Annotated in this window: 14 protein-coding genes; 10 read left to right on the top strand and 4 right to left on the bottom strand. The window is 62.5% G+C overall.

Features of this window, described 5'->3' with window-relative positions:
* Positions 1–83: 83 nt before the first annotated feature.
* Both ACE3TQ_RS06700 and ACE3TQ_RS06695 read left to right on the top strand, forming a co-directional pair.
* Positions 84–980: a hypothetical protein gene (locus tag ACE3TQ_RS06700; RefSeq protein ID WP_374581223.1), complete on the top strand. Its 897-nt coding sequence runs from the start codon at positions 84–86 to the stop codon at positions 978–980.
* A 161-nt stretch (positions 981–1,141) separates the two neighbouring features.
* Entirely contained in the window at positions 1,142–2,575 is a 1,434-nt protein-coding gene (locus tag ACE3TQ_RS06695; protein WP_374581222.1) for a sodium:solute symporter family protein, read from the top strand.
* Positions 2,576–2,656: 81 nt separating this feature from the next.
* On the opposite strand, the gene hemB is transcribed toward ACE3TQ_RS06695, so the two are convergent.
* Together hemB and yihA are read right to left on the bottom strand one after the other, a co-directional pair.
* The gene (gene hemB, locus ACE3TQ_RS06690; RefSeq protein WP_374581220.1) at positions 2,657–3,655 is read right to left on the bottom strand and encodes a porphobilinogen synthase; all 999 of its coding nucleotides are present in this window, start codon (positions 3,653–3,655) and stop codon (positions 2,657–2,659) included.
* Positions 3,652–4,353, bottom strand: a complete 702-nt coding sequence (gene yihA / locus ACE3TQ_RS06685; RefSeq protein WP_374581219.1) for a ribosome biogenesis GTP-binding protein YihA/YsxC — start codon at positions 4,351–4,353, stop codon at positions 3,652–3,654. The genes hemB and yihA overlap by 4 nt, the downstream gene beginning before the upstream one ends.
* A 148-nt stretch (positions 4,354–4,501) precedes the next feature.
* Between yihA and ACE3TQ_RS06680 the strand changes: the two genes are divergently transcribed.
* The 7 genes from ACE3TQ_RS06680 (at position 4,502) to ACE3TQ_RS06650 (ending at position 11,351) form a co-directional block, all read left to right on the top strand.
* Complete coding sequence (locus ACE3TQ_RS06680) at positions 4,502–5,161, top strand: cytochrome c (protein WP_374581218.1); 660 nt, start codon at positions 4,502–4,504, stop codon at positions 5,159–5,161.
* Between the two features lie 104 nt (positions 5,162–5,265).
* Positions 5,266–7,356 carry a cytochrome c biogenesis protein ResB gene (locus ACE3TQ_RS06675; RefSeq protein WP_374581217.1) on the top strand — a complete coding sequence of 697 codons (2,091 nt, stop codon included), beginning with the start codon at positions 5,266–5,268 and terminating at the stop codon, positions 7,354–7,356.
* Positions 7,357–7,384: 28 nt separating this feature from the next.
* Positions 7,385–8,704, top strand: coding sequence for a c-type cytochrome biogenesis protein CcsB (gene ccsB, locus ACE3TQ_RS06670; protein ID WP_374581216.1), 1,320 nt, complete (start codon positions 7,385–7,387; stop codon positions 8,702–8,704).
* A gap of 62 nt (positions 8,705–8,766) precedes the next feature.
* The gene (msrP, locus tag ACE3TQ_RS06665) at positions 8,767–9,696 is read left to right on the top strand and encodes a protein-methionine-sulfoxide reductase catalytic subunit MsrP (RefSeq protein ID WP_374581215.1); all 930 of its coding nucleotides are present in this window, start codon (positions 8,767–8,769) and stop codon (positions 9,694–9,696) included.
* On the top strand, positions 9,696–10,337 hold the full coding sequence (locus ACE3TQ_RS06660) for a sulfite oxidase heme-binding subunit YedZ (protein WP_374581214.1): 642 nt from the start codon (positions 9,696–9,698) through the stop codon (positions 10,335–10,337). Before msrP ends, ACE3TQ_RS06660 begins: the two co-directional genes overlap by 1 nt.
* A 48-nt stretch (positions 10,338–10,385) precedes the next feature.
* A complete protein-coding gene (locus ACE3TQ_RS06655; RefSeq protein ID WP_374581212.1) occupies positions 10,386–10,664 on the top strand; it encodes an Rpn family recombination-promoting nuclease/putative transposase in 279 nt (92 codons plus the stop codon).
* 120 nt (positions 10,665–10,784) lie between these two features.
* Positions 10,785–11,351, top strand: coding sequence for a hypothetical protein (locus tag ACE3TQ_RS06650; RefSeq protein WP_374581211.1), 567 nt, complete (start codon positions 10,785–10,787; stop codon positions 11,349–11,351).
* Between the two features lie 30 nt (positions 11,352–11,381).
* Here ACE3TQ_RS06650 and lysA read toward each other — a convergent pair whose 3' ends face one another.
* Both lysA and ACE3TQ_RS06640 read right to left on the bottom strand, forming a co-directional pair.
* Positions 11,382–12,650 carry a diaminopimelate decarboxylase gene (gene lysA / locus ACE3TQ_RS06645; RefSeq protein WP_374581210.1) on the bottom strand — a complete coding sequence of 423 codons (1,269 nt, stop codon included), beginning with the start codon at positions 12,648–12,650 and terminating at the stop codon, positions 11,382–11,384.
* 6 nt (positions 12,651–12,656) lie between these two features.
* On the bottom strand, positions 12,657–12,833 hold the full coding sequence (locus tag ACE3TQ_RS06640) for a lipoprotein (protein WP_374581209.1): 177 nt from the start codon (positions 12,831–12,833) through the stop codon (positions 12,657–12,659).
* A gap of 39 nt (positions 12,834–12,872) precedes the next feature.
* Between ACE3TQ_RS06640 and cyaY the strand changes: the two genes are divergently transcribed.
* A complete protein-coding gene (gene cyaY / locus ACE3TQ_RS06635) occupies positions 12,873–13,205 on the top strand; it encodes an iron donor protein CyaY (RefSeq protein WP_374581208.1) in 333 nt (110 codons plus the stop codon).
* The last annotated feature ends 63 nt before the right edge of the window (positions 13,206–13,268 follow it).

The following is a 13,268-nucleotide window of genomic DNA, read 5'->3' as shown; positions in this document are numbered from 1 at the left end:
GCGGCGCTTACAAGTTGTAACATTCGTCAAGGACGAAAGTCGGTAAGCTGCCTCCCCAGTATCTCCAGTAAAAAGCCATTATCTTGCATCAGTACACGCATTCCCACGCCGAACTTGCGGCCCATGACGGGCATTGCCCGACCTGCGGCCAGCCGTGGCCGGAGCAAAAGGTGCTCGAGTATGGCAACAACAAGCCGAGCCGCTGGGGCATTGCGTTTACCGTCGGCCTGCACTTGCTGGTGGTGGCGATTTACCTGTTCAAGCCTGCCGACAAGATCGTCCTGACGCCCCCGGCCAAGGAAGGTGAGATGGTCTATCTGACGCCGCCTGCCAAGCCGACCCCCAAACCCAAGCCGCTGCCCAAGGCCGAGACCAAGGCCAGCAAGGCGCCGCAGCTGTCCTCGCGCGCCTACCTGCCGCCGAGCAAGACAGCGATTACCGAGGTCGTCAAACCGCAGGAGCGTATCGTGCCGCCGGAAGAGGCCAAGCTGACCCCGCCGCCGCCCGATGCGCCGGACATGGCCACCCTGATCGAAATGCGCCGCCGCGCACGCGGCGTGGCGCCGCAACCGGAGCAGGAACAGGACCCGGCGGCAGTGGCCAAGGCGCGCGCCATCGCCAATATCATGGGTGCCCAGGGGCGCAGTGCGAATGGCGAGCGCAACGACACGGGCGGGGTGTTCCAGATCGTCAACCAGACCTTCAATAGCGCGGAAATCAAGTTCCGCGGCTTCAGCACCAACTTCAAGCGCCAGTGGCTGCAGCAGGTCCGGGTGGAGCAGGGCACGGAAAAAGATATCGAAACGGCAATCGTCAAGCGCATGATCGAGATGATCCGCAAGGAAAAGCCGGGCGACTTCATCTGGGAATCGCACCGCCTGGGCCGCAACGTCCCCATGAGCGCGCGCAAGGAGCATGAGAAGGAGCTGGAAGCCTTCCTGCTGCTGGAGTTCTTCCCGAACTACGGGAAAGTCCGTTAAAACCGCAGAAACCGCGAAACCAGGGTCTGACCCTCAGGGTCAGACCCTGGTTTCCCGGTTTTGTTGGTTTCGCAGCAATAGCAAAAAATTTCTTAAAACCGGCTGGCATCTTGCCGCTATAATCGCGAAATTTGCCGATTGGAGCCGGAGTTTAAGTTGCGATGAACATCACCCTGATTTCCTTTGTCGTCCTGTACCTGCTGGGCACCCTGGCCCTTGGTGCCTGGGCTGGCACCCGCATCAAGAATACGACCGACTTCGCAGTGGCTGGCCGCAGCCTGCCGCTGATCATGGTGGTAACCACAACTTTTGCGACCTGGTTCGGCGCGGAAACCGTGATGGGTATCCCGGCCAAGTTCGTCCAGGGCGGCATGAACGCCATCGTGGAAGACCCGTTCGGCGCCGGCACCTGCCTGATCCTGGTCGGCATGTTCTTCGCAGCCCGCCTGTACAAGCTTAATCTGCTGACCATCGGCGACTTCTACCGCCAGCGCTACGGCAAGGGCATCGAAGTGTTCTGCTCGATCGCCATCATCATTTCCTACCTGGGCTGGGTGGCGGCGCAGATCACCGCGCTGGGCCTGGTGTTCACCGTGCTGACCAACGGCGCCATGTCCGAGACTACCGGCATGATCGTTGGCACCCTGGCGGTGCTGGTGTATGTGGTGATCGGCGGCTTCCTGGCCGTGGCCTGGACCGACTTTATCCAGATGATCGTGCTGGTGGTGGGCCTGTCCATCATCGCCATGTTCTCGGCCGACCTGGCCGGCGGTTCCGACAAGGTGCTGACCATGATCAGCGAAGAGAAACTGTGGACCTTCCTGCCGGCCGCCAACTTTACCGATATCGCCTTCTTTGTCGGCGCCGCGGTGACCATGATGCTGGGTTCGATTCCGCAGCAGGACGTATTCCAGCGCGTGATGTCGGCCAAGGATGCGCCGACCGCCCGTACCGGCGCGGTGATCGGCGGCGCCAGCTATATCGTCTTCGCCGCGGTGCCGATGTTCATCGTGGCCTGCGCGGTGATCGTGATGGGCCAGAGCGGCCTGGAAATGGCCAAGAACGATTACCAGCGCCTGCTGCCCACCTTCGTGCTGACCAAGATGCCGCTGATTATGCAGATCCTGTTCTTCGGCGCGCTGCTGTCGGCGATCAAGTCGACCTCCTCGGCCACCCTGCTGGCGCCGTCCACCAGCTTCACTGAGAACATCCTGAAGAACCTGCGCCCGGGCATGACCGACAAGCAGCAGCTGTTCGCCATGCGCGCCACCATCGTGGTGTTCGCAGCGACCGTGCTGGCGTACGCGATTGCCATGAAAGGCACATCGATTTATGAACTGGTGTCCAGCGCCTACCAGGTGACCCTGGTGGCGGCTTTCGTGCCCCTGCTGATGGGCTTGTACTGGAAGCGCGCCACGACGCAAGGCGCGATCCTGTCGGCCGCGTTTGGCATCGCCACCTGGGTAGCATTCTTCCCGCAGCTGTCGTCATGGGGCGAAGCGTTCCCGGGCCAGCTGGCCGGCCTGCTGGCAGCATTCCTCGGCATGTTCATCGGCTCCCTGGCACCCCAGGTGTTGCGCGACCGCAAGGAGTAAAAAATGGGGACGTACCCCATTTAATGAAAAAGGGGCCATCGGCCCCTTTTTGCATTAAATGGGGTACGTCCCCATTTTTTTTTACGCTTTCAGCTTGCGAGCGATGTCGAGGGCGAAGTAGGTCAGCACGCCGTCGGCGCCGGCGCGCTTGAAGGCCATCATCGATTCCATCATCACCTTGTCATGGTCCAGCCAGCCGTTCTGCGCGGCGGCTTTCAGCATGGCGTATTCGCCGGACACCTGGTAGGCATAGGTCGGCACTTTGAACTCATCCTTCACGCGGCGCACGATGTCGAGGTAGGGCATGCCTGGTTTCACCATCACCATGTCGGCACCCTCGGCGATGTCCAGCGCCACTTCGCGCAATGCCTCGTCGGTATTGGCAGGGTCCATCTGGTAGGTGAACTTGTCGGCTTTGCCCAGCGCGGCGGCCGAGCCAACCGCGTCGCGGAACGGGCCGTAGAAGGCCGAGGCGTACTTGGCGGAGTAGGCCATGATGCGGGTGTGGATCAGGCCTTTCTCTTCCAGTGCCTTGCGCATCACGCCGATGCGGCCATCCATCATGTCGGAGGGGCCGACGATGTCGACGCCGGCTTCGGCCTGGCACAGCGCCTGGCGCACCAGCATTTCGGTGGTCTCATCGTTCAGGATCGAGCCTTTGTCATCGACCGTGCCGTCCTGGCCGTGGCTGGTGTACGGGTCGAGCGCGACGTCGGTCATGATGCCGAGCCCGGGGAAGTTCTGCTTCAGCGCGCGCACCGCGCGCGGGATCAGGCCTTCCGGGTTGGTGGCTTCCACGCCGTCGTTGGTCTTCAGCGACGGGTCGATATTCGGGAACAGCGACAGCACCGGGATGCCCAGCTTGACGCACTCTTCCGCCACCTTCAGCAGGTTGTCGATCGAGATGCGGTCCACGCCCGGCATGGTGGCCACCGGGTCGCGCCGGTTCGTGCCTTCCACCACGAAGACCGGGTAGATCAGGTCATCGACGGTGACGGTGTTCTCGCGCATCAGCGCGCGCGAGAACGGGTCGCGGCGCATGCGGCGCATGCGGATGGCTGGGAAATCAGGAGTGATCATGCTTCGCTTTCATCAGGAGTGGACGCTTCGGCGCCACCGGTGAGGCCGGCCAGCTCTTCAATCTTGGCGGTCGCTTCCTCGATGCCGATGCGCTTCAGCGCGGAGAACAATTGCACGGTGAAGGGGAAGCCTTCGCCGTCTTCATCGACGTAGCTGTCCAGCTTGGCTTTCGCCTGGCGCAGCACGTTGATCGATTCATTGCGGTTCAGCTTGTCTGCCTTGGTCAGGATGCAGTGGATCGGCTTGCCGGTCGGGGCGAACCATTCGATCATCTGCTGGTCCAGGTCGGTGAACGGTCGGCGCGAGTCCATCATCAGCACCAGGGCGGCCAGCTGGTCGCGCTGCTGCACGTAATCGCCCAGCAGGCGCTGCCAGTGGTTCTTGGCGTCGCCCGACACTTCGGCGTAGCCGTAGCCCGGCAAGTCGGCGATCAGGCACTGGATTTCATCCATCTTCACCGGGTCGTGGCGGTGCATGGCCACGTGGGCGCCGCCCACCGAGAAGAAGTTGATATGCTGGGTGCGGCCCGGGGTTTTGGACGCGAAAGCCAGGCCCTTCTGGTTGCAAAGAATGTTAATCGCGGTCGATTTGCCGGCATTCGAGCGGCCAGCGAAGGCGATCTCTGGCACCGTCGTGCGCGGCAGGTCGCGCAGGTGGTTAACAGTGGTAAAAAAGCGGGCTTGCCAGAGTTTGGACATGGAAGAGCAACAAAAAGAAGGTAATAAGGCAGGAAAGCTATTGTACAATAAGGGGTTACGAATTGTTGTCATGCGCCATGTTGCCTGTTTATGAGGCACCGCAAGAAAGCGATTCACACTAATTAATAACTAGTCTCAGGGTGTCTGAATGAATCGAGCGTTTTCGCCATTTGTAAAATCCTTGTTCGTTGCCATGCTGGCTGTTTCGGGTGCCGCGTCGGCATCCGCCCCGGCTCCTGCTGCCAAGGCTGACCCAGCCAAAGGCGCGACCCTGTACGCTGAAGGCGACAATGCGCGCGGCATCGCGGCTTGCGTCTCCTGCCACGGCGCCAAGGGCGCATCCACCATCACCGTGAACCCGAAACTGGGCGGCCAGGGCGAAGCCTACATCTACAAACAGCTGGTGGCGTTCACCGAGCCAGCACGTGCCGGCACCGTGATGACCGCCTTCGCCAAGGCCCTGACTGACGAAGAAAAGAAAAACATCGCGGCCTACCTGGCTACCGAGCCAACCAAGGCCGGCGCTGCCAAGAACAAAGACACCATCGAGCTGGGCAAGAAAATCTACCGCGGCGGCATCGCTGAAAACCGCGTGCCAGCCTGTGCGTCCTGCCACGGCCCGGCCGGCGCCGGCATGCCAGCGGCTTATCCGCGCGTGGCTGGCCAGCACCAGGACTACACCGTGGCCACCCTGAAGGCCTTCAAGGCTGACACCCGCAAGACCAGCGCTGAAATGCACGCCATCGCTTACCGCATGTCCGATAAGGAAATCGAAGCGGTCGCCGACTACATGGCCGGCTTGAAGTAATTGCAATGCATCGCCCCGTGACGGGCGGTTCTGGACATGAAAAGGGCGGCCGCGCAAGTTGGCTGCCCTTTTTGTTGTTATCCTCCTGATTTTATCCCTGAGCAATGAGCAACGCCCCCAGCACTTCCGGAATCCAGCTGCGCAACCGGCGCGGCCCCCTGGCTGAGACCGTCGAGCTGCTGTCCTCGATGCGCTTCGCGATCGCGCTGTTTGTCGTGATCATCTTCGCCTCGATCATCGGCACCATCGTGCAGCAAAGCCAGCCAATGCCGAACTACATCAACCAGTTTGGCCCGTTCTGGTTCGAAGTGTTCAATAAGCTCGGCCTGTATGCGATTTACTCCTCGTGGTGGTTCGTCGCCATGTGCGCCTTGCTGGTGATTTCGACCACGCTGTGCATTGTGCACAATACGCCGAAGATGCTGAAGGATATGCGCAGCTGGCGTGAGAAGGTGCGCGAGGCTTCGCTCAACAACTTCCACCATAAGACCCACTGGCAGTCGCCGCAGACGGGCGAGGCGCTGGCCAGCCAGACCGCGCAGCGCCTGGGCCATGCCGGCTATGCCACCAGGATCATTGCCAAGGATGGCGCCATCCTGGTGTCGGCCAAGCGCGGCGCGGGCAACAAGTTCGGCTATATTTTCGCGCACAGCGCGATCGTCATCATCCTGGTGGGCGGCATGCTCGACTCCGACCTGCCGGTGCGCTTCCAGCAGTGGCTGTTCGGCAAGACCGCGTTCGGCGGCACGGGCGTGATTGCCGATATCCCGGCCCAGCACCGCCTGAGCATCCACAACCCGACCTACCGCGGCAGCATTGCGCTGCCGGAAGGCACGGCCGGCAATACCGCGCTGCTGCCGCGCCCGGATGGCTTCCTGCTGCAGGACTTGCCGTTCACCATCCAGCTGAAGAAGTTCGATATCGACTTCTACAGCACCGGCATGCCCAAGCTGTTCGCCAGCCATGTGACGGTGCGTTCCAACGACAGCGGCAAGACAGTTGATGCGGTGATTGAGGTCAACAAGCCGCTGATCTTCGAGGGCGTGGCCATCTACCAGTCCAGCTTTGAGGATGGCGGCAGCAAGCTGAAACTGGTGGGCCACCCGATGAAGGGCAGCTCCACCACCACCTTCGCCATGGAGGGCGAAGTCAACGGCTCCAATAAGCTGGGCGAGGACTACACCGTGGAGTGGAGCGATTTCCGCCCCTTCAACGTGGAAAACATCGGCAGCCAGGATGCGCGCGCCGTGGCCAAGGGCGAAAACCTGAATGAATCGTTCGCGCGCAGCCTGGACAAACAGCTTGGCTCGGCCGCCAAGACGGCCCACAACAAGGATCTGAAGAATGTCGGCCCATCCGTCTCGTACAAGCTGCGCGACAAGAACGGCCAGGCGCGCGAGTACCAGAACTATATGCAGCCGGTGACCATCGAGGGCGATACCGTCTTCCTGGCCGGCGTGCGCGCCAACCCGTCCGACCCGTTCAGCTTCCTGCGCATTCCGGCGGACGATGAGCACAGTGTGCGCGAGTGGATGCGCCTGCGCGCCGCCCTGCAGGACCCGGCCCTGCGCAAGAAGGCGGCCGAGCGCTATGCCGCGCGCGCCATGCCGCAGGCCAAGGCCGGCGATACGCTGCGCGTGCAGCTGGAGCAATCTTCGCTCAAGGGGCTGGAAATCTTCGCCGGCGACGCCAGCGGCGCCGGTTTCTTCGCCATCAGCCGCTTCCTGGAAAAAGTGCCGCAAGCCGAGCAGACCAAGGCCGCCGAGATTTTCCTGAAGATCCTGAATGGCAGCATGTGGGAACTGTGGCAGGCCGCGCGCGAGCAGGCCGGCCTGGCCCCGGTCGCGGCCGACGAAACCCATGGCCGCTTCCTGCAGCTGGCGACCAATGCGCTGTCGGACAGCTTCTTCTACGGCGCGCCGGTCTACCTGCAGCTCGATGAGTTCACGCAAATCAAAGCATCGGTATTCCAGGTGACGCGTTCGCCGGGCAAGACCATCGTGTACATTGGCTGCCTGTTGCTGGTGCTGGGCGTGTTCGCCATGTTCTATATCCGCGAACGCCGCGTCTGGGTCTGGATCAAGCCGGGCGCCACCGGCAGCGAGGCGCTGATGGCCATGAGCACCCAGCGCAAGACGCTGGACTTCGAGAAGGAATTTACGGAATTGAAGGAAAAACTGCCGCAACAAGCGTAAGCTGTGGCCAGGTTTTTGGAGAAAGCAAATGGAAGCAACACAAATCTACGCCCAGCAGCCGGGCTACTTCAAGCGACTGGGGGCCTTCGACTGGCTGTTCGCCCTGGTCCTGTGCGCGGGCGCACTGTACGCCTTCAACCGTTTCGGCGCCTATATGGACATCTACGAGAAGGTGATCCTGCTGGCATCGGCGCCATGCTTCGCCGCCCTGGGCTGGTACTGGAAGCCGCTGCGCTGGCTGATGCCGCTGTCCTTCGCGCTGGCGCTGGCCGGCATCAGCCTGTACCAGGGCCAGCTGGCAGCCGCCGACTCGCGCTTCTTCCTCAAGTACATGCTGTCGAGCCAGTCGGCCATCCTGTGGATGAGCACCTTGTTCTTCCTTTCCACGCTGTTCTACTGGGGCGGCCTGTTCACCCGCTCCACGCTGGGCGGCGCGCTGGGCTCCAAGCTGTGCTGGGCGGCCGTGGTGCTGGGCACGACCGGCATGCTGGTGCGCTGGTACGAGTCCTACCTGATCGGCACCGACGTCGGCCACATCCCGATCTCCAACCTGTATGAAGTGTTCATCCTGTTCGCGCTGATCACGGCCATGTTCTACCTGTACTACGAAGAACACTACGCCACGCGCGCGCTGGGCCCCTTCGTGCTGCTGGTGATTTCGGCGGCGGTCGGCTTCCTGCTGTGGTACACCGTGGCGCGCGGCGCGTCCGAAATCCAGCCGCTGGTGCCGGCCTTGCAAAGCTGGTGGATGAAGATCCACGTGCCGGCCAACTTCATCGGCTACGGCACTTTTGCCCTGGCCTCGATGGTGGCCTGGGCCTACCTGCTCAAATATGAAGATACGCGCACCCTGTGGCTGTCGCTGGTGGTGGCGCCGATCGGCATTGTCGCCCTGTGCTGGCTGATCGCCTTCATCGGCGGCGCGCAGGAAGGCACTACCGCCGCGCTGGCGAAAACCACGCAGATGGTGGGCGGCCTGGTGGTGCTGTTTGCCCTCACCAACCTGGCACGCGGCAAATTCGTCGAGCGCCTGCCGGGCGGCGAGGTGCTGGAAGACGTGATGTACAAGGCGATTTCGATCGGCTTCGCCTTCTTCACCATCGCCACCATCCTTGGCGCCCTGTGGGCGGCCGAAGCCTGGGGCGGCTACTGGTCGTGGGACCCGAAAGAGACCTGGGCCCTGATCGTCTGGCTGAACTACGCCGCCTGGCTGCACATGCGCCTGATGTCCGGCCTGCGCGGCAAGGCTGCCGCCTGGTGGGCCGTGGTCGGCCTGCTGGTCACCACCTTCGCCTTCCTCGGCGTGAACATGTTCCTCTCCGGCTTGCATTCCTACGGCAAGCTTTAATAACAGCTTCAGCAAACTGGTGTAAGGTTTAGCTATTACCTTGCACCAGTCTGGAGCTGACCATGCTGATCCTTCCTTCCGAAATCACGCCGCGCGACGTCTACGAGTCGCGCCGTAAATTCATCAAGCTGGCGGCGGCGGGCGCCATCCTCGGGCCCGAGCTGGCATTGGCGCAGGGCGGCGCTGGCGCCAAACTGGCGGCCAAACGCAACCCGGCCTATGCCGTCATGGAGAAGCAGACGGAGTATAAGGACGCGACCAGCTACAACAACTTCTACGAATTCGGGACCGACAAGTCCGACCCGGCCGAGCACGCGCATACGCTGCGCACGCGGCCCTGGACGGTGCAGGTAGAGGGCGAGGTGAAAAAGCCGATGACGCTCGATATCGACAGCCTGCTCAAGCTGGCGCCGCTCGAGGAGCGTATCTACCGCCTGCGCTGCGTGGAGGGCTGGTCGATGGTAATCCCGTGGATCGGCTACTCGTTCTCCGAATTGATCAAGAAGGTCGAGCCCACCGGCAATGCGAAGTTCGTGGAGTTCGTCACCCTGGCCGACCGCAAGCAAATGCCGGGCATCGGCAGCCGTGTGCTGGATTGGCCGTATGTCGAGGGCTTGCGCATCGACGAGGCGAACCATCCGCTGGCGCTGCTCACCTTCGGCATGTATGGCGAAGTGCTGCCGAACCAGAACGGCGCGCCGGTGCGCATGGTGCTGCCGTGGAAGTACGGCTTCAAGTCGGCCAAGTCGATCGTGAAGATCCGCTTCGTGCGCGATATGCCGCGCACCTCGTGGAACCTGTCGGCGCCGAATGAGTACGGCTTCTATTCCAATGTGAATCCGAACGTCGACCACCCGCGCTGGTCGCAGGCCAGCGAGCGCCGCATCGGGGAGGACGGCTTCTTCACCCGCAAGCGCAAGACCTTGATGTTCAACGGGTATAACGAAGTGGCCTCGCTGTACTCCGGCATGGACTTGAAGAAGTTCTACTGATGGCGTTCGCTCCGACTACGCGCCAGCTCAGCGCGATCAAGTGTGTCGCCTTTGTGCTGGCGCTGCTGCCGTTCTTTGCGCTGGTCTACCTGGTGGCGACCGACCAGCTGGTTGAGCCGCTGCAGTACATCACGCGTAATACGGGGTCGTGGACTTTGTACTTCCTGTGCATCACGCTGGCAGTCACGCCGCTGCGCCGCCTTTCGGGCTGGAACTGGCTGCTTAAGCTGCGCCGCATGATGGGCTTGTATGCCTTCTTCTACGCGCTGCTGCATTTCACCACCTTCCTCTGGTTCGACCACTTCTTCGAGGTGCAGGAGATGCTGAAGGACGTGGTCAAGCGGCCGTTCATCACGGTCGGCTTCATCGCCTTTGTGCTGCTGGTGCCGCTGGCGGTGACCAGCACCAACGGCATGGTGCGCCGCCTGGGCGGCAAACGCTGGCAGCTGCTGCATAAGCTGGTGTATGTGATCGCGCCGCTCGGCATCCTGCATTTCTGGTGGATGCGGGCGGGCAAGAGCGACTTCGATAAGCCCATCCTGTTCGGGCTGATCGTGCTGGTATTGCTTGGCGCGCGCGTCTGGTGGGCGCGCAAGGCAGCCGCCGCCCAGCCCACGCGTGCGCCCGACACCACGCGCTGACCTGCGCCATCTCAAAACGCCCGTTCGCGGCAGCGATATGCTGCTGGAATGGGCGTGCTACATGACACTGCGTTTCGTCAACTCTTCGCGCACCGGCAATGCATGTGCGAATTGCTGACTACATTCTTCCCTGCGGAGGTGGCGGCGCAGCTGGACCTCGCTACGCTTGAACGCGTCAATGGCAGCTACGCCAGCGACGGCGGCAGCCAGCGGCATGGCGATATGGTGTGGCGCGTCCAGGTAGCCGGGCGCTGGCTATACCTGTATGTGCTGATGGAATTCCAGTCGACGCCGGATCCTTACATGGCATTGCGGATGCGGGTGTAAGTCGGCTTGTTGCAGCAGGATTTGGTCAAGCGGCATGAGTTGCCGGCAAGCGGGCGCTTGCCCCCGGTGTTGCCCGTTGTGATGTACAGCGGGTTGCGGCCGTGGCGGGCGAGCCGCAACATGAGTGGCCTGGTCATGGCCGGCGTGAATGGCGTGGCGCCGCCTTCAAGTGAAGACGAATATTTGCTGCTGGATTTCCCGAAACTGTTCAGCGAGCAGCCGCAGCTTCTTTCACAGCCCCTGGCGGCATTGCTCAGCCTGCGTTTCATGGATGGGCGGCGCAGCGGCCAGGGAGCGCTTGGCTTGATCGGCGATTGGCTGCGCAGTGTGGAGTGCGAGGAGTTACGGCGCACCATACTCGCTTGGGTGCAGTACAGCTTGCCAGGCGAGGAGATGGGAAGTATTGTGAACCTGGGGACGGAGGAGGAGCGTCAAATGCTGATCATGCGCTTGCGTACGCCAGACTTCGATACGATGGACGAGGTGCGGCGCTATAACACCACGATGAACGGGATGGAGGACGTGCTGGCCCAGCAATTGCGCAAGAAGTTCGGCGCCATTCCGGACGAGTATGCAAGCCGCCTGAGCATCGCTATCGACAAGGACTTCAAGGTCTACGCCGACCGCATCCTGGATGCGAAAACCATCGTCGAAGTGTTTGAGCCGGACCCGGCCGAAGACGAATAGGGGCGGCGATCCGCGCCGCCCCGGTGCGATTTACTTGATCACCGATTCCAGCGCGAACAGGTCGGCCGGTTTTTCACGCTGGCGCACCACGTGTACCGCGCCGCCATCGACCATCAGCTCCACCGCGCGGCCGCGGGTGTTGTAGTTGGAGGCCATGGTCATGCCGTAGGCGCCGGCAGTCTTCATCACCAGCAGGTCGCCCGGCGCGACGTTCAGCTCGCGGTCGCGCGCCAGCCAGTCGCCGGATTCGCAGATCGGGCCCACCACGTCGAACATGGCCTTGGCGGCGTCGGTGCGGCGCACCGGCTGCATATCCATCCAGGCCTGGTACATGGCCGGACGCGCCATATCGTTCATGGCCGCGTCGACGATGCAGAAATTCTTTTCCTCGCCGTGCTTGATGAATTCCACGCGGGTCAGCAGCACGCCGGCATTGCCGACGATGGAGCGGCCCGGCTCGAAGATCACCTTGATCGGGGCGCCGCCGTGTTTCTCGGCGCGCCAGGCGTCGATGCGCTTGAACAGGCGGCCCAGGTAGTCGCCCACCGGCACCGGCGCGCCGTCGCCGTAGTCGATGCCGAGGCCGCCGCCGATGTCCAGGTGGTGCAGGTGGATGCCTTCCGCGCCCAGCGCGTCGATCAGTTCAATCAGCTTGTCCAGCGCTTCCAGCAGCGGCGCGTCGTCCAGCAGCTGCGAACCGATATGGCAGTCGATGCCGCAGACTTCCAGGTGCGGCAGCTTGGCGGCGGTGCGGTAGGTGTCCAGCGCGTCGTCGAAGGCCACGCCGAACTTGTTGGCTTTCAGGCCGGTGGCGATGTAGGGATGGGTCTTGGCGTCCACGTTCGGGTTCACGCGCAGCGAGATGCGCGCTTTCATGCCCATGCTGCCTGCCACTTCGTTCAGGCGGTGCAGTTCGGGGATCGATTCCACGTTGAAGCACAGGATGTCGTGCGACAGCGCCAGGCGCATTTCTTCCACGCTCTTGCCGACGCCGGAGAAGATTACTTTCTTCGGGTCGCCGCCGGCGGCGATCACGCGCAGCAGCTCGCCGCCCGAGACGATGTCGAAGCCGGCGCCGCGGCGCGCCAGCAGGTCCAGGATGGCCAGGTTGGAGTTGGCTTTCATCGCGTAGCACACCAGTGCGTCGCGGCCGGCGCAGGCGTTGGCGTATGAGTCGAAGTTATCGGTCAGCTGCGCTTTGGAATAGACATAGGCCGGGGTGCCATACTGTTCTGCGATGGAGTCGAGCGCAACGCCTTCGGCGTGCAGCACGCCATTCTGGTAGTCGAAGTGGGACATGGGAGCTTACTGTTGGGATGCAGGTGGAGTGGACGGAACCGGAGCCGCCGGTGGCGCCACCCCGGGCTTGCCTGCGGTAACAGGCTTGGCGGGGGGCTTGGGCAGGTACAGCGGGCCGGTTTGGCCGCAGCCAGCCAGCAGGGCTGCCGTTGCAATGGCAGCAAGTGCGATTGGGGACTTCACGATTAAAATAGGGGCTTGATAAGAATCTTGGAGTGTAGCATGACCGAATCGGAATTTTTGGACCTGGCTGACGCCACCCTGGACGCGATCGAGGCCGCGCTGGACCGTCTGTGCGAGCAGGATATGGTGGATGTGGAGTGCAGCCGTAGTGGTAACGTGCTGGAGGTGGAATTCGTGCACAACGGCTCGAAAGTCATCATCAATTCGCAGGCGCCGATGCAGGAACTGTGGGTGGCGGCGCGTTCGGGCGGCTTCCATTACCGCCAGGTGGAGGGCAAGTGGGTCGATACGCGCCGCGGTACGGAACTGTTCGCGGCGCTGTCGGAGATTGTGACGGAGCAGGGTGGGGCGCCGGTGGTGGTGGCGCCTTGAACCCGGTAAACCAGGGTCAGACCCAAGGGTCAGACCCTGATACGCGGCCGCCGCCGGCCGGGT

Origin of the sequence: Pseudoduganella sp. (genome assembly GCF_041914865.1) — a bacterium.
GTDB lineage: Bacteria > Pseudomonadota > Gammaproteobacteria > Burkholderiales > Burkholderiaceae_D > Rugamonas.
This window is presented reverse-complemented; position numbering and strand designations above follow the sequence as displayed.

Coding starts and splice junctions, on each gene's coding strand:
- ACE3TQ_RS06660 (WP_374581214.1), top strand. CDS start 9,696: ATGGCGTTCGCTCCGACTACGCGCCAGCTCAGCGCGATCAAGTGTGTC.
- ACE3TQ_RS06655 (WP_374581212.1), top strand. CDS start 10,386: ATGGGCGTGCTACATGACACTGCGTTTCGTCAACTCTTCGCGCACCGG.
- ACE3TQ_RS06650 (WP_374581211.1), top strand. CDS start 10,785: ATGAGTGGCCTGGTCATGGCCGGCGTGAATGGCGTGGCGCCGCCTTCA.
- ACE3TQ_RS06675 (WP_374581217.1), top strand. CDS start 5,266: ATGAGCAACGCCCCCAGCACTTCCGGAATCCAGCTGCGCAACCGGCGC.
- lysA (WP_374581210.1), bottom strand. CDS start 12,650: ATGTCCCACTTCGACTACCAGAATGGCGTGCTGCACGCCGAAGGCGTT.
- ccsB (WP_374581216.1), top strand. CDS start 7,385: ATGGAAGCAACACAAATCTACGCCCAGCAGCCGGGCTACTTCAAGCGA.
- cyaY (WP_374581208.1), top strand. CDS start 12,873: ATGACCGAATCGGAATTTTTGGACCTGGCTGACGCCACCCTGGACGCG.
- msrP (WP_374581215.1), top strand. CDS start 8,767: ATGCTGATCCTTCCTTCCGAAATCACGCCGCGCGACGTCTACGAGTCG.
- yihA (WP_374581219.1), bottom strand. CDS start 4,353: ATGTCCAAACTCTGGCAAGCCCGCTTTTTTACCACTGTTAACCACCTG.
- ACE3TQ_RS06680 (WP_374581218.1), top strand. CDS start 4,502: ATGAATCGAGCGTTTTCGCCATTTGTAAAATCCTTGTTCGTTGCCATG.
- hemB (WP_374581220.1), bottom strand. CDS start 3,655: ATGATCACTCCTGATTTCCCAGCCATCCGCATGCGCCGCATGCGCCGC.
- ACE3TQ_RS06695 (WP_374581222.1), top strand. CDS start 1,142: ATGAACATCACCCTGATTTCCTTTGTCGTCCTGTACCTGCTGGGCACC.